The 21,068-nt window shown below is 41.4% G+C and carries 23 protein-coding genes and 1 pseudogene; 17 read left to right on the top strand and 7 right to left on the bottom strand.

What is annotated here, in order from left to right:
• Positions 1-370: 370 nt before the first annotated feature.
• The 7 genes from TY49_RS15225 to tatC all read left to right on the top strand — a co-directional run bounded on the left by TY49_RS15225 (position 371) and on the right by tatC (position 5,690).
• A complete protein-coding gene (locus TY49_RS15225; protein WP_041966764.1) occupies positions 371-550 on the top strand; it encodes an aspartyl-phosphate phosphatase Spo0E family protein in 180 nt (59 codons plus the stop codon).
• A gap of 87 nt (positions 551-637) precedes the next feature.
• The gene (locus tag TY49_RS15230; protein ID WP_041966765.1) at positions 638-829 is read left to right on the top strand and encodes a helix-turn-helix domain-containing protein; all 192 of its coding nucleotides are present in this window, start codon (positions 638-640) and stop codon (positions 827-829) included.
• A 333-nt stretch (positions 830-1,162) separates the two neighbouring features.
• Positions 1,163-1,753: a biotin transporter BioY gene (locus TY49_RS15235; RefSeq protein WP_041966766.1), complete on the top strand. Its 591-nt coding sequence runs from the start codon at positions 1,163-1,165 to the stop codon at positions 1,751-1,753.
• Between the two features lie 22 nt (positions 1,754-1,775).
• Positions 1,776-2,768 carry a biotin synthase BioB gene (gene bioB, locus TY49_RS15240; RefSeq protein ID WP_041966767.1) on the top strand — a complete coding sequence of 331 codons (993 nt, stop codon included), beginning with the start codon at positions 1,776-1,778 and terminating at the stop codon, positions 2,766-2,768.
• Between the two features lie 187 nt (positions 2,769-2,955).
• Positions 2,956-4,389, top strand: coding sequence for an alkaline phosphatase PhoX (locus tag TY49_RS15245; protein WP_041966768.1), 1,434 nt, complete (start codon positions 2,956-2,958; stop codon positions 4,387-4,389).
• Between the two features lie 131 nt (positions 4,390-4,520).
• Entirely contained in the window at positions 4,521-4,715 is a 195-nt protein-coding gene (locus tag TY49_RS15250) for a twin-arginine translocase TatA/TatE family subunit (RefSeq protein ID WP_041966769.1), read from the top strand.
• Positions 4,716-4,964: 249 nt separating this feature from the next.
• Positions 4,965-5,690, top strand: a complete 726-nt coding sequence (gene tatC / locus TY49_RS15255; RefSeq protein ID WP_041966770.1) for a twin-arginine translocase subunit TatC — start codon at positions 4,965-4,967, stop codon at positions 5,688-5,690.
• Positions 5,691-5,790: 100 nt separating this feature from the next.
• On the opposite strand, the gene TY49_RS15260 is transcribed toward tatC, so the two are convergent.
• A complete protein-coding gene (locus TY49_RS15260; RefSeq protein ID WP_052442200.1) occupies positions 5,791-6,195 on the bottom strand; it encodes a hypothetical protein in 405 nt (134 codons plus the stop codon).
• 198 nt (positions 6,196-6,393) lie between these two features.
• Between TY49_RS15260 and ilvA the strand changes: the two genes are divergently transcribed.
• The 3 genes from ilvA (at position 6,394) to TY49_RS15275 (ending at position 10,682) form a co-directional block, all read left to right on the top strand.
• A complete protein-coding gene (gene ilvA / locus TY49_RS15265) occupies positions 6,394-7,599 on the top strand; it encodes a threonine ammonia-lyase (RefSeq protein WP_041966771.1) in 1,206 nt (401 codons plus the stop codon).
• A gap of 156 nt (positions 7,600-7,755) precedes the next feature.
• A complete protein-coding gene (locus TY49_RS15270) occupies positions 7,756-8,742 on the top strand; it encodes a Gfo/Idh/MocA family protein (protein ID WP_041966772.1) in 987 nt (328 codons plus the stop codon).
• A 269-nt stretch (positions 8,743-9,011) separates the two neighbouring features.
• A complete protein-coding gene (locus tag TY49_RS15275; protein ID WP_041966773.1) occupies positions 9,012-10,682 on the top strand; it encodes a membrane protein in 1,671 nt (556 codons plus the stop codon).
• Positions 10,683-10,833: 151 nt separating this feature from the next.
• Here TY49_RS15275 and TY49_RS23950 read toward each other — a convergent pair whose 3' ends face one another.
• A complete protein-coding gene (locus TY49_RS23950; protein WP_052442201.1) occupies positions 10,834-11,214 on the bottom strand; it encodes a hypothetical protein in 381 nt (126 codons plus the stop codon).
• A gap of 323 nt (positions 11,215-11,537) precedes the next feature.
• On the opposite strand from TY49_RS23950, the gene TY49_RS15285 reads away from it, so the two are divergent.
• The 3 genes from TY49_RS15285 (at position 11,538) to TY49_RS15295 (ending at position 15,196) form a co-directional block, all read left to right on the top strand.
• On the top strand, positions 11,538-12,614 hold the full coding sequence (locus TY49_RS15285) for a GGDEF domain-containing protein (RefSeq protein WP_041966774.1): 1,077 nt from the start codon (positions 11,538-11,540) through the stop codon (positions 12,612-12,614).
• 189 nt (positions 12,615-12,803) lie between these two features.
• Positions 12,804-14,858 (top strand): DUF4179 domain-containing protein, encoded by a 2,055-nt coding sequence (locus TY49_RS15290; RefSeq protein ID WP_041966775.1) that lies wholly within the window; start codon positions 12,804-12,806, stop codon positions 14,856-14,858.
• A 71-nt stretch (positions 14,859-14,929) separates the two neighbouring features.
• Positions 14,930-15,196 (top strand): membrane protein, encoded by a 267-nt coding sequence (locus TY49_RS15295; RefSeq protein ID WP_041966776.1) that lies wholly within the window; start codon positions 14,930-14,932, stop codon positions 15,194-15,196.
• Between the two features lie 28 nt (positions 15,197-15,224).
• Here the strand turns inward: TY49_RS15295 and TY49_RS15300 are convergent, their stop codons facing one another.
• The 3 genes and pseudogenes from TY49_RS15300 to TY49_RS25045 form a co-directional block, all read right to left on the bottom strand.
• On the bottom strand, positions 15,225-15,902 hold the full coding sequence (locus TY49_RS15300; protein ID WP_041966777.1) for a DNA alkylation repair protein: 678 nt from the start codon (positions 15,900-15,902) through the stop codon (positions 15,225-15,227).
• A 40-nt stretch (positions 15,903-15,942) separates the two neighbouring features.
• Positions 15,943-16,152: pseudogene (locus TY49_RS24320) on the bottom strand (GNAT family N-acetyltransferase); the annotation flags it as partial.
• 73 nt (positions 16,153-16,225) lie between these two features.
• Positions 16,226-16,381 carry a hypothetical protein gene (locus TY49_RS25045; protein ID WP_198135632.1) on the bottom strand — a complete coding sequence of 52 codons (156 nt, stop codon included), beginning with the start codon at positions 16,379-16,381 and terminating at the stop codon, positions 16,226-16,228.
• 155 nt (positions 16,382-16,536) lie between these two features.
• On the opposite strand from TY49_RS25045, the gene yiaA reads away from it, so the two are divergent.
• A complete protein-coding gene (gene yiaA, locus TY49_RS15305; protein WP_041966778.1) occupies positions 16,537-17,007 on the top strand; it encodes an inner membrane protein YiaA in 471 nt (156 codons plus the stop codon).
• Between the two features lie 120 nt (positions 17,008-17,127).
• On the opposite strand, the gene TY49_RS15310 is transcribed toward yiaA, so the two are convergent.
• Complete coding sequence (locus tag TY49_RS15310; protein WP_084135504.1) at positions 17,128-18,138, bottom strand: serine hydrolase domain-containing protein; 1,011 nt, start codon at positions 18,136-18,138, stop codon at positions 17,128-17,130.
• 305 nt (positions 18,139-18,443) lie between these two features.
• Here TY49_RS15310 and TY49_RS15315 point away from each other — a divergent pair, with 305 nt between their 5' ends.
• On the top strand, positions 18,444-19,316 hold the full coding sequence (locus TY49_RS15315; protein ID WP_041966780.1) for an AraC family transcriptional regulator: 873 nt from the start codon (positions 18,444-18,446) through the stop codon (positions 19,314-19,316).
• 34 nt (positions 19,317-19,350) lie between these two features.
• Here TY49_RS15315 and TY49_RS15320 read toward each other — a convergent pair whose 3' ends face one another.
• Positions 19,351-19,641 (bottom strand): transporter suffix domain-containing protein, encoded by a 291-nt coding sequence (locus TY49_RS15320; protein ID WP_041966781.1) that lies wholly within the window; start codon positions 19,639-19,641, stop codon positions 19,351-19,353.
• A 385-nt stretch (positions 19,642-20,026) separates the two neighbouring features.
• Between TY49_RS15320 and TY49_RS24725 the strand changes: the two genes are divergently transcribed.
• Together TY49_RS24725 and TY49_RS15325 are read left to right on the top strand one after the other, a co-directional pair.
• A complete protein-coding gene (locus TY49_RS24725; protein WP_156972701.1) occupies positions 20,027-20,167 on the top strand; it encodes an FbpB family small basic protein in 141 nt (46 codons plus the stop codon).
• Positions 20,168-20,199: 32 nt separating this feature from the next.
• Complete coding sequence (locus TY49_RS15325; protein WP_041966782.1) at positions 20,200-20,967, top strand: TerC family protein; 768 nt, start codon at positions 20,200-20,202, stop codon at positions 20,965-20,967.
• The last annotated feature ends 101 nt before the right edge of the window (positions 20,968-21,068 follow it).

Here is a 21,068-nt window from a genome sequence, read left to right on the forward strand (position 1 = left end):
AAAAAAAGCTCGTTATTGTGATAGGTTTCAGGTTGTGAAGCCCAAAGCTGTCAAGAAAGGTTCGTTATTGTGACAGGTTTCAGGTAAAGGAACCCAAAGCTGTCAAGAAAAGCTCGTTATTGTGACAGTTTTTCAGGAGATGGGCTGAAAGCTGTCAAGCAACCACTCGTTTTCAGTCAGGTTGTATGGCAGTTTTTTTATATTCTATAACCTTTGTACTATTCCATCTAAAATCAAATATCTAGAAAGATAGAACAAACACTCAATATTCAAAAAGGGTGAATTCTACCATAATAGTAACAGTAGGGTAAATAGGAATATAGTTAAGTTTTTGTAAAGATTTTTTGCAGATAAAGAGGTGTGCAGCGTCATGACTAAGGAGGACCTAATTGAGGATACTCGCAGAAAAATGATTATCAGTATTAAGGAAAATGGATACATGAGTAAAAGGACGATTCAACTGAGCCAGGAATTGGATGTATATATATTGGAGCAACAAAAGATCGGGATGGAACTTCTGAGGAAAAAACGACGCGATTGTCTTGGGTGAACACTATTTCTACTAAAGTTCAATGTGGATTTTTACTGTGTATAAGAAAAAGCGAGCAGGCAGCTAATAAGGAGTTGTGACAACAACATGAGACCTAAGAGTCTGGGCGACATATTGAGAATGGAAAGATATAAAAGGAGCTTAACCCAGGAAAAAGTGTGTGAAGACTTGGACATCAAGTTGAATACGCTTAGCCGAATCGAAAACAGTAAAAGTGTCCGGGGAACGACTATAAAAAAGCTATTGAATTATTATCAAATGAGTAAAGAAGATGAATAAGGCAGAAGTTAATGCGAGGGGGCATCCCCTCTTTTTTTATCTCCATATCGCTGCAGATGATAGCTTGTACCAAGCGAAAAGGACTGGGAAGAATCAAACTATTATGGCGAAAATAAAATCTTAGTGCTCAAAAGGCTCGAATTACTCTGGCTCCCGCAAGTTCGCTTGAACTTGCGGGGCCTTTTTTGGGGGATGAGTGACAAGCTAGCGTAGTTACTTTTTATCTTCTGGCTTTCTACTAAAAATATATGTAAACCAAATTAATTATTAGTTGACATAAAATATTATGAAAGCGTATCCTTGTTTTATATAACAGAAAAGGAGCGCTTTTTTATGAAGTTTAAAGCACTAGATTTAACTCTGGCATCCATGTTTGTCGGTCTCATGGCGATTGGTGCGAATATCACTTCCTTTGTACCGTTTATGGTCGTCGGCGGTGTGCCAATCACCCTGCAAACCTTCTTCGCTATTTTAGCGGGAATCATCCTCGGAAGCCGCCTTGGAGCGATTTCCATGACGGTCTATGCATTGGTGGGATTGGTAGGTGTCCCAGTCTTCGCAAAATTTGGGGCAGGGTTGTCTACTTTTATCAGCCCAACATTCGGTTTTATTCTATCGTTTATCTTTACAGCTTATGTCGCAGGGAAAATGGTAGAAAAGAATCGTACATTATTCGCCTTTATCTTTGCTTCATTAACAGGACTCGTCATTAACTATGTATTCGGGACAAATTGGATGTACTTTGCTTATAAGTTCTGGGCTGCGGCCCCGGAAGGTTTTACGTATAAAATGGCCTGGCTGTGGATGGTTGTCCCGCTTCCAAAAGACATCATCCTTGCTGTATTCGCTGGCATGATGGGGTATAGGCTGGAGAAAACAGTCCTGCAGAAAGGCAGCTTCAAGCACTTAAGGAAAGCAGCTTAATATTAAAGGGGGAATGAATAGCATGGGATACTGGAAGGAGTTAGCGCTGGGTGTGCTCAATGGAAATGAGCTTTCGGATGCAGAGGCTTTAAGCATACTGGATTGTCCTGATCAGGAACTGCTCGAGTTACTTCAGGCAGCCTACCTTATACGCCACCACTATTATGGAAATAGCGTGAAACTAAATATGATCATCAATACAAAATCGGGGTTATGCCCGGAAAACTGCGGTTACTGTGCTCAATCCAGCATATCGGAAGCACCTATCCAAAAGTATAAAATGATGGATAAGGATACAATCCTTAAAGGTGCTGAGCAGGCTTTCAACCTGAATGCAGGCACCTATTGCATTGTTGCCAGCGGCAGAGGGCCAAGTGAAAAGGAAATTGATACAGTCACCTCGGCTGTAGAGGAAATTAAAGATAAATATGGCCTTAAGGTTTGTGCCTGTCTGGGAATCCTTAAGCCCTCACAAGCAGAAAGACTGAAAGCAGCTGGTGTCGATCGATACAACCATAACCTCAACACTTCAGCAAACCATCATACAGCCATCACGACATCACATACATATGAAGATCGCGTCAATACGGTGGAACTTATTAAAAGTTCGGGGATTTCACCATGCTCCGGGGTAATAGTAGGAATGAAGGAAACGAAGCAAGATGTGGTTGACATGGCACGCAGCCTTAAAGCACTGGACGCTGATTCCATACCGGTCAATTTCCTTCATGCGATTGACGGTACCCCGCTGGAAGGAACAGATGAATTGAGTCCGCGTTACTGCCTGAAAGTCCTGTGCCTGATGCGATTCATCAACCCAACAAAAGAAATCAGGATCTCCGGAGGCAGAGAAGTGAACCTGCGCAGCCTACAGCCTTTAGGGCTATATCCTGCTAACTCAATCTTTGTCGGAGATTATTTAACAACTGAAGGACAAGAAACGACTGCAGACCATAGAATGCTAGAGGATTTAGGATTTGAAATTGAATTTGCAAAGGAAGAAATTCCGTCATAAACAGAACCCAGTGTAGTAGACACATTTACTGCGCTGGGTCTTTTTTTTTGAGAACAAATGGCTAATTACTGTTAATTCGTCTTTACCATTATTATACTGAATTTTTACATAATTCTGGTTATCCCTTAATAATTTCCATTTAATCTATTACTAGATTCAAAAATACATAGATGAGGAGAGATGAGGTATGACTAATCAGAATGCTAATAGTGGCTTGAACAGAAGGGATTTCTTAAAAGCGGGTGGGGTAAGCGCACTTGCCCTTACTCTTGGCAGCACGGGAGTAATGGGACTGAGCTCAACAGCTTTTGCGGATTCAGCTGATAATCCAACCAGTGGATTTGGCGGGTATGGAGATTTGGTTCCAGATCCTAATGGCATTCTCGATCTTCCAAAGGGCTTCCATTACAAAATTATATCCAGAGAAGGCGACTTGATGACAGACGGAACCAAGATCCCTGGAGCATTTGATGGAATGGCGGCTTTTGAGGGGCAGAACAACACGACAATTCTAGTTCGTAATCATGAATTATCGTCAGGTCCAGCTTTTGGCAGAAATCCTTATGACCCAAATGCACAAGGTGGTACTACCGCTCTAGTTGTAGGAGCAAATCGGAAGGTGATCAAAGAATATGTGACATCTTCAGGTACAATCCGAAATTGTGCAGGCGGCGCGACACCTTGGGGCACGTGGCTAACTTGCGAAGAAAACCGCTCCGAGGGCCACGGATATGTATTCGAAGTCGATCCGACACAGCCTGAAAACGATATGTCCAAAACGCCAATTAAAGAAATGGGCCGTTTTTCACATGAAGCATGTGCAATTGACCCAGCAACAGGATATGTCTACTTAACCGAAGATGCAAGCCCGAGCTTCCTGTATCGTTTTATCCCGAATAACTTGAGCCAAAAGCCGGGTGCGCTGCAAAAAGGCGGCAAGTTATATGCGGCAGCGATTGAAGCGGTCGCTGATCCGTCAGCCAGCACTTTTAAAACGGGACAAACCTTTAAAATTGTTTGGAAGGAAGTAAATCCTCACTGGTGCCGTGAAGAAGCTGCTGCGCAAAACTGTATTGTCTTCTCCAGGCTTGAGGGAGCCTTCTTTCAAGAAGGGGTTTTCTGGTTCGATGACACCTCTGCCGGTGATAAAAAACTTGGCCGCGTGTATCGTTATATTCCTCACACGAATACATTGGAGCTATTCTATGAGGGCAATGACGCAAGGCAAATGGAGTATCCGGACAATATTTGCTGTACCCCTTGGGGCGACCTTTGGTATGCAGAAGATGGTTCTGGCCAGGATCGCATTATGGGAATTACTCCAGAAGGCAAGGTGTACCCGTTTGCTGCCAATCGTTTAAGTGGTGCAGAATTGGCTGGTCCAACCTTCTCACCAGATGGAAATACCCTTTTCGTCAATATTCAAAGCCCTGGCAAAACGTTTGCGATTTGGGGACCATTCCAACGTCGCAATGCTGCTCGCGCAAGGGAAATGTCCTTTGCAGCTCCGGCGAACCTTGCACCACAGGTTTCTGAAGAAGTGGCTAAGGCTGCCAAGGCGCAAGGTATGTCCATTCTGGAAGCAGCAGCATTTGAACGCCACGGAGTAAAAATGAATTAAACGATTTAACAGATACGATAAAAAGATGTAAGCTAAACACTTTGTATGGTTTACATCTTTTTTACCATATCGGTTATGTTTTGGTGAGCAAGTGACCAAGATAGAACCGTTAAAGTAATGGAGGTTATAGAATGTTACAGAATATAGGGATACCTGGTTTAATTTTAGTGCTGGTCATTGCTTTAATTATTTTTGGGCCATCCAAGCTGCCTGAAATTGGCCGTGCGTTTGGATCGACTTTAAAAGAGTTTAAAAAATCAACACGTGAGTTGGTTTCGGATGACGAGTCGAAGAAAGACGAGAATAAAAGCAGTGCAACTCAATAAGGAATAGAAGAAGATGCCGGTATATACTTTCATCTTCTTTTTTTAAAGCTCTTTTCTCAAACTTTGTTGCTATTGACTACAAACTAGAAGTGAATGAACTATATTTCTTCGCAAAGTAGACTCTTGTAATGAGAAAAGAGCATGCAGACTTAATACCGACATACAAAATGGCTTTATACTACGTTAAAATCGGCTTTAGGATTTTAACAACAATCTTACGAAAACAGCATTTTTAAAAGAGGTGATTTCATGGATGGAAAACAGATGAATCTGGTGGACCACTTGGGTGAATTGCGAAAACGACTGATGATCATCGTTGGCAGCTTTATGATCATTGTCATGTTGGCATTGGTCTATGTAAAGAATATTTACCACTGGCTAGTCCAGGATTTATCAATAAAATTAGCCGTTCTCGGTCCAAGTGATGTTCTGTGGGTTTATTTAATGCTTGCGGCTGTGATTGCCGTAACAGGGACGATCCCCATTGCAGCCCATCAGACTTGGCTCTTTGTCCGGCCTGCTTTATCTGAAAAAGAGAAAAAAGTAACAGTAGCCTACATACCAGCACTATTTCTGCTTTTTATAGCGGGTATTTGTTTTGGTTATTTTGTCATTTTTCCGCTGGTGTTTCAATTCCTGCTAACGCTATCACAAGACATGTTCATGGAGTTTTTCACCACCGAAAAATACTTTCGTTTTTTAATTCATATGGTCCTGCCCTTTGGTTTCCTGTTTGAATTGCCTGTCATTATCATGTTTTTGACAAGCCTGGGTGTGTTAAATCCATACCGGCTGCAAAAAGCCAGGAAGTACTCCTATTTTGTGTTGATTGTAACGGCGGTCCTAATCACGCCACCTGATCTTCTCTCAGACATACTTGTCATTATCCCGCTGCTGTTTTTGTACGAATGCAGTGTTCTATTATCGAAGGTAGTTTACCGTCGAAAACAAGGATCTGAATTATCGGCAGCATAAACTTTGCTTCTTAAAAACATTGTCAGAAGTTTTATGTGGGTCTCATGTGGCAAGCACGACTAAGACAGCGAAATTGATTCGCTGTCTTTTTACATATAAGTTATTCTTCCTTGGACATGGCATTATAGTTTTTGAGACCTTTAAACAGCTTTTTCTTCTTCAAGTACTTTTCGTTAAGAACTAGTACTTTCCCGTTCTCAGCGGCTGAAAATTTACGGTAGACGGATTTGTATTTTTCAAAGGCTAAGTGACCGGAAATGTAAAAAGGTAAAATGATGGCGATGAGGATCAGTACATCTCTGATGATATGAAATTGTTGCTCGAAAACATATCTCGTCATAACCGCCTGGGTTGCAAAAGCCACCATTAAGATGATTAGCACATTGCAGATGTGAAAAGCAAAAAACTCCTTTCCTCTAAGAAACATCCGTTCAAGTTCATTTTTAAAAATGAGGGAAATGAATACCGAAATCACAATGAAAATAAGCGAAATAAAAAACGCCATTTTACCCGTCCTCCTTCGTGGATGAACCCTTTTCAGCATTGTAACATAATGCTCGCGGTGAGTAATTGAGGATAGGATTCTACCTAAAGCATATGTGGTTTGAGAGACAGTAAGTGATCCCACGATTCCCCTTTTACATACTTTTCCTTTACCTGAGCAACATAAAAAGAAATTGAATTGTAGGCAGGGGGCTTGGAAATGAGCTTGGATGATGTGATTTTAGCGCGGGAAAAAATGAAGGGAATTGTACATACGACCCCTCTTGATTATTCTAAAACGTTCAGCAATCTCTCAAATAATGAAGTATATTTGAAGCTTGAAAACCTGCAAAAGACGGGGTCCTTCAAGGTTAGGGGTTCTTATAATAAACTAATATCTTTGCCTCCTGAAAAGCTTCAAAACGGGGTTGTGGCAGCTTCAGCCGGCAATCATGCTCAGGGTGTTGCGTATTCCTGCCAGATGCTCGGCATTCGGTGCAGCATTGTCATGCCGAAAGGTGCGCCTCTCAGCAAGGTGCTGGCAACTAGGCAATACGGAGCTGAAGTCATACTCGAAGGTGCAGTTTTTGATGAAGCCCTCGCCTTTGCATTGGAGCTGAAAGACAAGGTTGGCGCCACTTTTATCCATGCCTTTGATGATGAGGCAGTCATTGCCGGACAAGGCACAGTTGGTTTGGAAATACTTGATCAGCTGCCGGATGTCGAGGCAATTGTCTGCCCTGTTGGCGGGGGAGGACTTATTGCAGGCGTCGCGTTGGCGGTGAAAGAGAAAAATCCGGACATTAAGGTATATGGAGTCCAGACGCTTGCATGTCCGAGTATGAAACAGTCGTTAACAGAGAACAAGCCAGTCGCTGTTGAAGCAGCCCCAACTATGGCAGATGGAATTGCTGTTCAGAAGCCCGGATTAAAGACTTTTGAGATCATTAGAAATTATGTGGATGACATTTTCTGTGTGGACGAGATGGAAATAGCCCGAACCATGCTTCTTGTCCTGGAGCGAAATAAGCTGCTGGTTGAGGGATCTGGTGCAAGCCCGCTTGCAGCACTGCTTTACGATAAAGTGAAGCTTAGCGGTAAGAAGGTTGCCGTTGTTTTAAGCGGGGGAAATGTAGATGTCAATTTTATCTCTCGAATCATTGAACGTGGACTCGTTGAATCCGGCAGGTTTGCCCATTTGACGATTTCTTTGAAAGATAAGCCAGGAGAGATGCAAAGAGTGCTGAACTCCGTAACTGAACTGAACGCAAACATCCAATCCGTCAACCTTAACCGGATCGGCAAGCATATCTATCCAGGCTTTGCACAGCTGGAGTTATCAGTGGAAACGAAGGACCATGAACATATAGAGCAGCTAGAGAAGAAGTTAAGAGGTCACGGATTTCAGCTGGAGATGGAAGAATAGCCATGGAATTGGGAGCAATGAAGCATGGGGAATGTGACCCGTGCTTTTTGGTGTGGCAGACCGATTGATAGAACACGACATTCTCGAAACTAATAATAGTATAATGAACTAACAAGGTTTGTTCTGACTAGTGATTATTAAGGAGAGGATTAATCGATGAACGATAAAATAATCAAATGGGGAATTTTAGGGACAGGTGGAATAGCAAGTGCTTTCGCGAGGGATTTGAACTTTGCTAAAAATACCGAAAAGACTGCTGTCGGTTCACGTACAAAAGAGAGTGCTGCAAAGTTTGCGGAAGAGCATGGTGTTTCTCGTGCATATGGCAGCTACGATGAACTGGTGCAGGACCCGGATATCGATGCCATTTATATTGCGACGCCACACCCTTTTCATAAAGAAAATGTATTGGAGTGTCTTCGTGCTGGTAAGGCTGTGCTTTGCGAGAAACCATTTACGATGAATAGTGGAGAATTAGAAGAAATCATTCAGTTTGCCAGAGATCAGAAGCTGTTCTTGATGGAGGCGATGTGGACACGATTCCTGCCTCCAATTGTTAAAGTGAGAGAATGGATTGACAGTGGAAAAATTGGCGAAGTTCTGTTAGTAAAAGCGGATTTTGGTTTCCGTGCCCCATGGGAACCCGAGTGGAGATTGCTTAATCCAGCCCTTGGAGGAGGAGCGTTACTCGATGTAGGGATTTATCCTGTCACATTTGCATCAATGATCTTCGGAACGAAACCGGAGAAGATTCTAAGTACGGCTCATATCGGTGAAACAGGTGTGGATGAACAGTTTTCTATTCTTATGTCCTATCCTTCTGGAAAGACCGCTACCCTTAACGGAGCCTTTCGAATTGGTTTAACGAACGAAGCTTACATACATGGAACAGAAGGCTATATTCGGATTCCGTCTTTCCACAGTGCCAAATCAGCAACCTTATATAAGGATGGGGAGGAAGCAGAGACATTTACCGATGACAGACAGTGTGCTGGTTATGCATTTGAAATAGAAGAAGTAGGAAGATGTCTCAGACAGGGGCTTTTAGAAAGCCCTGTTGTTCCATTGGATGAATCATTGAAAATTATGAAAATGATGGACGAAATTCGTGGACAATGGGGATTGAAATATCCGTTTGAGTGATTTTTATGAGAAGCACGGGGACGTACCCTGTGCTTTTTCCTTTCTCCATTTAAGTAAATCCATCATATTGCTGAAAATCGAAGGTAAAAAAGTACGCCGGAAAAATTATTCTGTTCATTCAACCAAATAATTGCAGGTTCACCTAATTTTCACCACCCAAGAGGTCGTCATAGTTATCTAGTACGCTTTCATTCCAGTATGAGCCCCCATGAAACTTTATATCAGTTGATTCGTATATGTAGAGGACAAAAATAAAAGGGGATTTTTCTATGGGAAATATCATTCTATTTGCTCTTTTGGTTGGATTGGCTTCTGCTCTGATTCTTACTCCTTTTTCTAAAGGGGTAGAGAAGGACAGGAAAATGACATCAGCCTTTTTGATTGCTGCGGTTGTCCTTTTTACAGTTGGGACTTTTGCGTTTTATTATGCGTTTAATTTAGATCGAAACCTATCGTCTTTGTGGCCGTTTGCGATTGTGATCGCGTTTGCTGGAACGTTTTTTGCGGCTGGAAAGGAAAGGATGATTAAGGGGAGCTTATTTTTGCTTACCTTGCTATTGGGCGTGTATTTTATGATCGCCTTTCTTTTTAACGCTGAGGAAAAATATGAGTCTGCGAAAATGTCGGAGAAGATGGAGATCTCGACTTTTGATGAAAAGGAAACACCGGCGAGTGTCCCTCCACATTTTGCGCGTAATAAGATGAAAAAGGCGTTCGGCCAGGTTCCGAATACGAGTTATTATGAGCTTGGGAATCTGCAAATTCAGAAGGTCAATGGAGAGTATGTCTATATTGCTCCGGTAGAATTCTCAGGCTTTTTCAAATGGCTGAATGGCAAATCAACGCCTGGTTATTTTACCATCAGTGCTACTGATTCATCAGCTAATCCAAAATTCAAGAAATCAAATATGTTTTATACACCTTCTTCATTTTTTAATAAAAATGTCGAACGTCACATTCGTTTGCAGTATCCCGAGGCGATTTTCTACGGTGACACCCAGCTTGAGATCGACAATGAAGGCAAACCATATTATATCAAGACTTTCGGTGAGTTCATCTCTGCCCGCAACGGTTTTGATGTGACAGGGGTTGTCGTCGTTGATCCAGATTCAGGGAAAACGAAGGCGTATGAATTAAAGGATGTCCCTGAATTTATTGACGGCGCCGTTTCACCGGAAGCGGTCAGTCTGCAAAACAGCTATTATGGTAATTACATTCATGGTTATTGGAACAGCGTGTTTGGCAAGACGGATATAAAACTGCCTTCTGATGAAGGAACCGAAGCGCAGGTCAGCCCAATTTTCGATGAAAATGGCGATATGTATTATTTCACCGATTTTACCAGCCCGAAAGAAGGGGTCGACTCCATGCTTGGGTATGCCTTGACGAACGCAAGGACTGGAAAGGCGACCTTCTATACTGGCAATCTTGAAGAGTCCTATATGGATTCTGAAGGCGCGTTGCAGATTATTGAAAAGAAGTTCATTGAGAAAAAATGGCATGGTGAAATGCCGATTCTCTACAATTTCTATGGAGAGGCAAGCTGGTTGACGCCTGTTCTTGATTCGAATGGCTTCCTGCAAAATTACTTTATCGTATCGGCAGCAAACCCGGAAATATCGGTGTTTGGTAATACTCCTAATGAAGCATTGAAAAAATATAAAACTGCACTGCAGCATGGTGGCGGAACTGTGGATGGAAGTTCGAAGGCAGAGGAAAAGCAAACGAGTGGAACCGTGATGCGCGTCTACAAAGAAAAAACAGGCGACTTCACGATTGTTTCCATCCTGCTGGACAATAAAAAGAACTATATCATCTCATCAGAAACCAACCCGCTCGCGATCTATGTAAAAGAAGGCGACCAGATTAATCTCAAATACATGGACACCGGAGAAACCTTCCTGCCAGTGAAAGAGTTAGTGATACAAGGTTTAGAGTAAGGACAAAAAATAGTGCCTGTCCCCAGAGTGATGTTCACCTGGGAACAGGCACTTTTTGGTTTGGATAAGTTTAGGAAAAGTTAATGTATTCTTGAGGATTCCTAGGAAGTATTATGTAAGAGGGATATTAAAGTGTATGCATTGAACAATCTTACTGCTGTTTTTCATTCAGTATCTCTAAAACATCCTGATGCTGCTTCTGAACATTGGAAACATGCTTGATTTCACTAGATAGTTCTGATTTCGTTTCATCAAGCTTCTTCATCAAGGTGCCATAATAAAATTCCATTTCCCTCCGCATTTCACTCTGTTCAGATAGTATAGTTTGCTGGCCGTTGGTCAACTCACTCTGTTCAGAATGTATAGCTTGGTGGCCTTTTTCTAAATTGTCTAAGCGATTCTCCATGGAATCAAAACGTTTATCAACAGAATCAAAACGTGCATCAACAGAATCAAAACGTGCATCAACCGAATCAAAGCGCTTGTCCATCGAATCCAACCGATCTAAAATCTTATTCAATATTTTCTCCATTTTATTCACCTTCTTCTCTTTGAATTTATTATACCCAGTCCTGTAAAACAAGTCACCACAATAATCGTATTGCATTACATAAGTAATCTACTAGATGGAAGTAATCACCTTTTAAATTAGCAGTGAACAAGACCACATTCGCAAGAAATTGTTTCGTGTAAAATAGAACATATTGTGAAACAACATCACCGTACCTCTGTTGCTTGGCTTTGCTAAACTCTAAAGTGGCGGAAGGAAGATAGCTATTAATTTTATAGCAAAATTGTCCCTTATCTCGTATTCTATAAAAGGAAGTCGAAATTCACGTTTTAGGTGGTATGATCTTGCTGAAAGATTTTTTTATACATTCTAGTTTTGTTATCACATTTTTGTTTATAGGCGGAAGTTTATTTAAAAACAATCCTGAGATGAATACAACTCTTCAAAAGTTAAAACTTGGGGCATTAGCGGGAATACTTGGTTCAGTGTTAATGGCTTTTAGTATTCAGATTACTCCTGTGATCATAATGGATTTGCGTCATATTGCGATTCTGTTGTCTGCTTTTTATGGAGGATTCGTGTCGGCTTTCGTAGCCGCGAGCATAATCAATATCAGCAGATTAGTATTTTTTGATGGAAGTATGGAAACATTTCTGGTCACTGTGCTCATAATGTTTATTATTGCGGCGTTAGCAGCACTGGTCCAAAAAAAGGTAAAGGGTCCGGACTTTTTTAAGTGGACGATTATGGGATTGATCAGCTTAATTACGATTTCATCCGGCTTTTTGTATCTAATGGGCTTTTCAAATCAAGTGTACCAAATTTTGGTTAACTATTGGGTTATTACAACAATATCGGGAGTTTTGGTGTATTTCTTGGCAGGATATATTGTTCAATCCAACCAAATGTTTATGCAACTGAAAACCCAGTCGGCAACAGACTTCCTTACGGGGTTAAATAATGTCAGACAGTTCGATTCTTCACTAAATGAAAGTATAGAAAGTGCCCAGGAGCTTAATGAAAAATTATCGTTGCTTATGATTGATATCGATCACTTCAAAAAGGTGAATGATACGTATGGTCATCAAGCGGGAGATGAAGTATTAAGGCAATTGGGAGGACTGTTAATCACCTGCTCACGCCCAAGTGATATTGTCTCAAGAAATGGCGGTGAAGAATTTTCACTGTTATTGAAGAATTGTTCCTATTCTCAAGCGCTGGAAATCGCAGAACGCCAACGCGGAATAGTGGAAAATCATCGATTCACCCTGCCAAATGGCAAGGAAATCAAGATCACCATCTCCCTTGGTGCTTCAACCTATCTAGAAACAACTCAATGCTTAGAAGAATTCATCAAACAAGCGGATGATACCTTATATAAAGCAAAACGGACAGGAAGAAATAAAGTATCCTCACTATAAAGATATGAAAGCACGGGGACGCACCCTGTGCTTTTTTTAGTATACGTCCCGATGCTCCCAACTACATAAGCCATTCCAGTCAAAAGGTACGATGTCGGCCAGATTCCATTTTTTAAAAGACATCTAGCATAAAAGGAAATTAAAGGTAAAATAGAATTAGAGATAGACGCGTTAAAGGGGGGAATAACTATGATCCCAGAAATGGAATCCATTACGATTGCCACTATACAGGAAAAAGGGATAGATTCTGTCGTTGGCTGGTTCGATCGGCATAAGCAATCCTTTTACGGATTGGGTTGGTTTTATCTTCAGAACCAGCAGCAAATGGAAGAGTTATTTTACCGGTCGATTATAAAAGTACATAAGGAACTGCCTCGATATAAAAGGGATACCTCATTCGAATTGTGGGTTACCTCGATTTTTATTGATAATTGCCGGGAGCTTTCTCAGGCTAAAGCTTTACAGTCGTCGGAGGAAATTATACCCCATAAAGATTTATTTAAAGCACTTAATCTACTTGAGGATGATGAAAAAGAAGCGATGATCCTTACATATGGAGCAGGGTTTTCCCAAAAGGAAGCAGCGCAAATTCTACGGGTTTCTGTGGGGAAACTAAAGGAGCTTATGTATTCGGGAGTAAAGTCGGTAAGAAAACAACTCGACCGGTCAACTTATAACGGTTGTAAGGAGTATCAGAATACCTACATTGATTATCTGGAAAAAACGATGGAACGGCCGGGAAAAATAGAGTTCGAGATGCATATCTACAATTGCCGGGAATGTCAGGAGGATTTGGCTGCCTTTCAGGATGTCACGATTATGTTGAATCATGCTGAGTGGATGAATGACTTGCCAGTTCCGGAGCATTTGATTGCGAATATCAAAGAGCGATTTGCAGAAAAAGAGCAGCACAGGCAGCAGAAATTTAAGAAGCTTAAGAAAAGTGCACTGGTCTTTGTAAGTGTTTTCGCCATCGTGATCGGGATTGGTTTCTTTACTGATGCTTTTGCAAATGTCTACTATACTTGGACCGAAGAGGATGAACAATTGCGCACCTTCCTGCAACAGGACCTTGGCCAAAGGGTGAACCTGGAAGCGGAAAGCGATGGCGTGAAAATCAAAATCAAAGGTGTGGTTGCTGATGATGCCCAAACACTTGTTTTTTATGAGATAGAAGATACCAAGGGCGACAATAAATATCTTATGAGCTATGAAGATGGCCTTTATGTTGAGAACGAATATCAAATCATGAAAAGTGAAGCGTATCCGAGATATTCTTTCTCGGACCTTGATGCCGAGATCAATAAACGAGATAAGAATGTGTTCTACGGAAAGGTCAGTCTGAAGCCGTTAGAAGAAGATGAGGCGGTAATTAAACTGAAAATCACGCAAGTCCAGGAATTGGTAGCCGATAATAATGAAGCAGGGATGGAAATGGGCTTTAGGACCAATGGTTATAAATCAGGCGAGTGGAAATTCGAAATTCCCGCAACTAAGCAACCTTCCACAGAAATAGTTTTAACTGAACAAACAGTGATCGAGGGAATTCCCATTCGGTTAGAGAAGTTAACGATCGCGCCAACAGCAACTATTTTGCAATATGGCATCCGAGAAGTACAGCTAAAGAAAAGGATCGATTTTCTTAACTTGGGAGATCTCGAAGTGAATGGTAAAAAAGTGAAAGTTGACCAATATGGCAGTGTCTTTTCACACACTCAGCAAGATATGGACTGGCGTACTTATCAAACGCAATTTGATTCGTTTTTTGGTGAGGAACCTGAAGAGCTGAAAATTCATTTTGAAACTGCCTATTTTACATTTGAAGACCATAAAAGCGTCGAATTGGATGTAGACCAACCACTTCCACAGACCTTTGAATATGCAGGAAGCAAAATCAGTATTGATGAAATTGAAGTTGGACAGCCGACAAGCGTTGTGATAAGCAATCATGAAGTTGCCGATCGGGCCTTCGAAGCTCTTCACCTGAATATTTTCGGTGAAAATGAACATGAAACGATTTCAACTGGGATGGAACAAGAAAGCGTACTCGTTGATAAAAATGGTGTTATATACGATCCATATTCAGATCCGGTGGATTATGAAAAAATTGAAGAGCCCCGTCATTTTGTAACAGTTCAAACCATAACGTTAGACGGAGAAAACGTGGTTCCTAAAAGGCTTGAAATTTATGGGTATAATTCAATGAGGTATTTGGGTGATGTTATGAAAATCACACTGAAATGATCAGTGGAAAAGAGACAGTTCTTGTGTTTAGCCCGCAGAGCCCCCAATTAAATTATTAGGAGGCTGAAAATATGAAGCTATTCATGCAAGCGGCCGCTTGGTCAATCGCACTTCATATAATCTACTTTCTTAGTATGTTTGGAATAGGCTACATTAAAACGATAAATTATACACCAGATATCGAAGGCTCATGGGAAAGTGTTGATACACTTCAGAATGAGGTGGCTTTCGGGATGACGGGTTCTCCGTTTTTCTTCATCTTTACCTTTATCGGAATGACGTTTTTCTGTGAAATGGTCATCGTTCTATATAGGAAAGTTAAAAGAGCACAGGGATAAAAATGCCCTGTGCTCCTTTATTCTGGCTTCACTTCTTGCCGCCAATATGCTTCAAGGCTTCTCTTCGGCTTAAGTTCGAAAGAGGAAGCCTGTTCGTAATCTCGAAGACTTTCTCAGGATTTTGCTTTGCGTATTCTCTCAGTGCCCAGCCGATGGCTTTATTGATGAAGAATTCTTTTGTATGGCAGGTTCTCGAAATAATATCCTCGAGCATGGTCACGTCTGTTCTTTCTTTGTAGCCTAATTGAAATAATATGCAGGAACGGATCAGCCAGATGTTATCCGAGGCGATCCATCTGTCGATAATAGGCTGTCGATGCTGCGAGAATTTTTCAAGATAATATCCGAAATGCTTTTTCGCGATATGGTCTACCGTGTCCCACCAAGGCTTGGTCGTGATGATGTATTTAAGAAGCTGGAGATCATCTTCGGTGAACTGTTTTTTCATTAAATCTAACAGGTAAGCCCCGCTCATCTGCATTTCTCGTTCTTCCAGTTTCCACAGGGAAGATATGACCTCAAGTAAGTCTTCCTTTGCAGGGAGGCCATGAGTCTTCACATGCTGTTTGAAAACCTCCTGCATTTGTGGAGCTCTCAAACCAATATATTCAAATTGATTCCGCATGTAATTAGACAGCCTTACTGCTTCCTCACGATTCCGGTGTTTTAACGCTTCTTCATATAATGCTTCAACATAGTTGTTCATCAGGTACTCCTCACCATTTCATTCAATTAAATTGCATCATCTATTTTACATATAAATCTCTGAATTCATCTTCCAGAATACTCATTTTGATACAGTCATGGTATTTGTGGTTGTAATAGAGATAATCTCTCTAAATTTCTTCCTGTTTGAACCCTAGCTTTTCGTACACATGGATGGCGCGTGGGTTGTAAGCAAAAACCTCGAGCTCGATTCGATGCATGTTCAGAATTCCAAATCCATAATCCAGCACGGGAGCATAGGGACGTACCCTATGCTTCAGTTTTGTGCCTAGCCTTAAATGGAAAAAACACTAATAATGGTTTTTAATTCCGCATGGCTCCCGCCTCTCTGGAAGTCATTGCACCTTGCCCAGCAGCCACATCTTTTTGGATTTGCTGTTTTACTTTTTCTGCATCTGTTCCTGAATTAGCTTGCATAATAGAACCTGGCTTTCCTGTAGCTTGTAAATTTTTCTTCATAAGATCCCTCCTTTTTTTAAAAAAATAGAGCATATTCCAACAATAGTTTTTAGAAAAAATAACAATTTTATCTATTATTTGTAAACAACTTATATATAATGTATTTAGGAAAATGTAGTGCTTTATATATTCGTTAAATTTGGGGGAGAGAGATGATGTCTAATGAGCATGAGGTGTCATTGGATAAAGATGTAGAAAGAAAGCCAAAGGTGAAGGTTGAGAGGAAAGAAGGGGAGCCTACTTCGGCATTTAAAGGGGCTTCCTGGGGAGCTCTGTTAGTTGGTGTTTCCGGTTATCTGATTGGTTTATTCAATGCAGGGATGGAACTGAACGAAAAAGGCTATTATTTTGCCGTATTGGTATTCGGACTCTATGCAGCGGTATCCTTGCAAAAGGCAGTGAGAGATAGGGAGGAAGACATACCCGTTACGAATATTTATTATGGAATTAGCTGGTTTGCGCTTATCGTCTCTATTTCATTAATGGCGATTGGTCTATACAATGCCGGAAGTATTGTTTTAAGTGAAAAGGGCTTCTATGGTATGTCATTTGTCCTTAGTATATTTGCGGCCATCACAGTTCAGAAGAATATTAGAGATACACAGAGAGCAAAAGAAAGAGATTGATAAAGAACACCAGATGTGTGGGTCGCAATAGGATCTAAGCAATTAAGCCCTAGAGCCATCATATTAGTGAACAAAACAGGGACGGTTCCAACACAGGAATCGTCCCTGTTTTGTCTTTAATCATAAGTTATCTTCAATGTGCTCCATGATAGCGGACGCACCACTTGATTTGTTGGAGCAAACTACGGCAATGGCTTGCGAAGCTGGGTAATAGGCGGAATGGAAACTAACTCCTGGGTCATAGCCCATCACATGGAATTTCACAATTTGGTCATCCTGCTTCTTGATCCAGACACCGTATCCGTAATAGCCTGTTTCATTGACTTGGGCGTGGGAAGTCAGTAGTTTGTGCAAGGTTTCTTCATTTAGTAAAAGTTGGCCGAAAAGCGCCTTCCACAGTTTGCTCATGTCTCCTACTGTGACGTACGCGCCTCCGTCCGAACCGCCTTTTACCGGCAGCGAGTAGATATTGGTTTTCCAGCTCCCGTCAGGAAGGTCAATATAACCCAAAGCAGTGTTTGCTGGAAGAGCGTCAAAGGAGAAGTATCCAGAATCATTCATTCCAGCTTTTTCAAAGATTTTTTTCTGAACATATTCAGTGAACTCCATCTCGGAGACTTGCTCCACAATCAGTCCCAATAAAATATATCCTGCGTTATTATAGTGAAAGGTTTCTCCTGGAGTGAATTTCATCTTCTCATTCTGGAACATAGGGATGAAATCCTTAAGTCTCCTGATGTGATACATCGGTCTCTTAATCCATAGCTCCTCAAAATCATCCATGACATCTTCGTCAAAGTAATCTGTTATACCAGATGTATGCGTAAGCAAATGATGGATTGTAATCTCATTACTGAAACTAGGAAACTCTATATCAAGACAATCTTTCAGCCTCATATCAAAGTTGAGCTTGCCTTCCTCTACAAGCTGGCAAATGGCGATCGCCGTGAAAAGCTTACAGCCAGAAGCGATTCCAAAACGAGTTTCCAGGTTGTTTTTTAATAAGTCAGTCCGATTGGCATAGCCAAAGCTTGCAGTTTCGGAATGGCCGTCCCCACTCTGAAGCATGACCGCTCCTGAAAAATCAACCTTAGTCTGGAGTTCTTGAATTGCTAATTCTAAGTTATTCATTTTTATCCTCCTAACCATATCTATTATAAGGTTAACATTGGAAATTTTTAAAATATAGTAAAATATGACAAAAAATAAGGTGTATGGGATGACTGCTGTTTCGTTGAATCATGGGAAATCCTCTTTCTGGTAAAATGAAGAAAAGCGAACAGATAGAAGCCGGGGACATCCCAATAAAAATTGAGGACAGAAGCATGGGTCGCCTCCTATTGTTTTGTCCCAATCCACCCTGCAAAAGCGGTGCGTGAACTGTAGGGCGGGGTGGTTTTGGTCCTGTTATTTTTAACGTAGAAGGAGGTCGTTGTATGGATTTGCTGCAGAGCATGAATGAGGCCATGAAGTATATTGAAGAAAACCTTGCTGATGAGATTGATTTTCGGGAAGTGGCAAAGCGAGCTTATTGTTCAGAATATCATTTTAAAAGGATGTTCTCTTTTCTAGCTGGTGTTTCGCTCTCGGAATATATCCGCAGAAGGAAGCTTACTTTAGCTGCGTTTGACTTGAAGGCCAGCAATATGAAGGTGATCGATGTTGCGATGAAGTATGGCTACTCTTCTCCGGACTCTTTTGCCAGGGCGTTTCAAGTTTTGCATGGGATTACTCCGTCGGAGGCCAGGAATCATGGTCAATCCTTAAAAGCCTATCCGCCGATGACCTTCCAGTTATCAATAAAGGGAGGATCAGAAATGAATTATCGAATCGTCGAGAAGGAAGCATTCCGCATTGTCGGCATCACGAAAAGAGTGCCGCTAATTTATCATGGAGTGAACCCGGAGATTGCCGAGATGTGGAACAGCTTGAATATGGAGAAAATACAGGAACTGAAGGACCTTTCGAATATTGAGCCTAACGGATTAATCAGTGCGTCTACAAATTTTTCCGAGGGCCGGATGGAGGGGAAAGGAGACCTGGATCATTATATTGGCGCTGCGACAACGAAGGAGTGTCCGGAGCATTTAGCTTCACTTGATGTTGCTTCATCGACATGGGCGGTGTTTGAAGCAGTCGGCCCATTCCCTGAGACTCTCCAAAATGTTTGGGGGCGGATTTATTCCGAATGGTTCCCGTCCTCAAGTTATGAACAAGTAGAAGGCACGGAAATCCTGTGGAATGAAAATAAGGATATGACCTCACCGAAGTATCGGAGTGAAATATGGATTCCGGTTAGACGCAAATAAGGAACTGACTCAAAATGAAGCACAGGGTACGTCCCTATGCTTCGTTTTTATCCTCTTGTTTTTCTACGTGTTTTTTTCTCCAATTTTTAGGGTTAAAGTACTTTCTGATTTTACCTGCGACTTCTTTTCCGACCATAATTGCTCCAAGCCAGAAGGTAATTTCAGCAAGTACCAGGCTGCTTGTGATACTGATGACCTTCATTTTACTGGATATCGGTAGAAAAGGAATGCCAAGTGGAGTCACCCATATAATGAAGGATGAAATAATAAGGAACATTCCAATTTTATATCGTAAAGGTTTTTTATTTGTTGATTCGGTTTGCATTCTAAACCCCCGAAAAGAATTTATTTTGATTTTAACACAGTGGGCCTGGATTCACAGGTCCAAGAGTGGAAGAAGCATATGGTTCTTTCACATTGCTTATTGACAGAATGGCTAGGAATGAATTATATTGTATTTAATTATTTGAATAGTTCTCCTAAAGGGGAGTAGCTTTTACAACAGAGTCGTCATTTCGGAGGTCACGTATCTCCCGGCTTTGTTGGCAACGTTGTCGTTGTTAGCAAGACCTTTACCTTTTTGGTAAAGGTCTTTTTATGTTTTAAAGACCTTTACCATGTCTGGTAAAGGTCTTTTTCTATGTTCAGACCGGCCGCAGACGAATGGGAACTTTCAATAATATAAAAATAGCGAAAAGGAGCTGGAAAAGGTGAAAAAGAAGAAAGTGTCTTTTGAGGAATTGATGAAGGCCAATAGGCTTGAGCTTATGGAGGACCAAAGGCAGCTTGAAAAGATCGAGGAGCGGCTTGAAGCTAGACGTTTGGACAAAAAAACCGGGAATGCATCTTAAAAATACAGATTTTAAAAGGAGGAAATAACTAATTGGAACTGTCGATTTTATTTGAATACGGTTGGGTATTACTGCTATTAATCGCTCTTGAAGGATTGCTCGCAGCTGACAATGCATTAGTATTGGCGATTATGGTAAAGCATCTTCCGGAAGAAGAGCGGAAAAAGGCACTATTTTATGGTTTGGCAGGAGCATTTGTTTTTCGATTTGCTTCACTATTCATCATTTCTTTCCTGGTCGATGTCTGGCAGGTACAGGCAATCGGAGCACTATACCTGTTGTTTATCGCCATTAACCACATAGTCAGGAAGCTTTATTTTAAGAAAGTAGAAAATGAAAACAATGCTGCTGAGAAAAAGAAATCTGGTTTCTGGGCAACTGTTTTTAAGGTAGAGCTGGCAGATATCGCGTTTGCGGTTGATTCAATTCTTGCAGCTGTAGCCCTGGCGATGACTCTTCCGAACACCAATCTGCCCAAGATAGGCGGAATGGATGGCGGCAAATTCCTTGTCATTTTTACGGGAGGGTTAATGGGCCTGATCATCATGCGATTCGCAGCCAATCTGTTTGTTAAACTGCTTCATTCAAGGCCAGGCCTCGAAATTGCTGCATTTGCAATCGTCGGCTGGGTAGGCGTTAAGCTTTCGGTGTTGACACTGGGGCATCCTGATATTGGGATTTTACCGTATGATTTCGCTCATTCAGTTGAATGGAAGCTGTTCTTCTACACCGTACTCATTGGGATAGCAGCAGCTGGCTGGTTCCTGACGAAGGAAAAAGAGCAAGCGCAGAGTGCGTAATAACATACCTTGAATGTGCAAGGACCTTTTAACGAAGTATGTCATCCAGGCAATTGAGTATCATAAAAACACTGACTTCTTTTACCAGAAGGAATGAATTG

Source organism: Mesobacillus selenatarsenatis SF-1 (assembly GCF_000813125.1).
Taxonomy (GTDB): domain Bacteria; phylum Bacillota; class Bacilli; order Bacillales; family Cytobacillaceae; genus Mesobacillus; species Mesobacillus selenatarsenatis.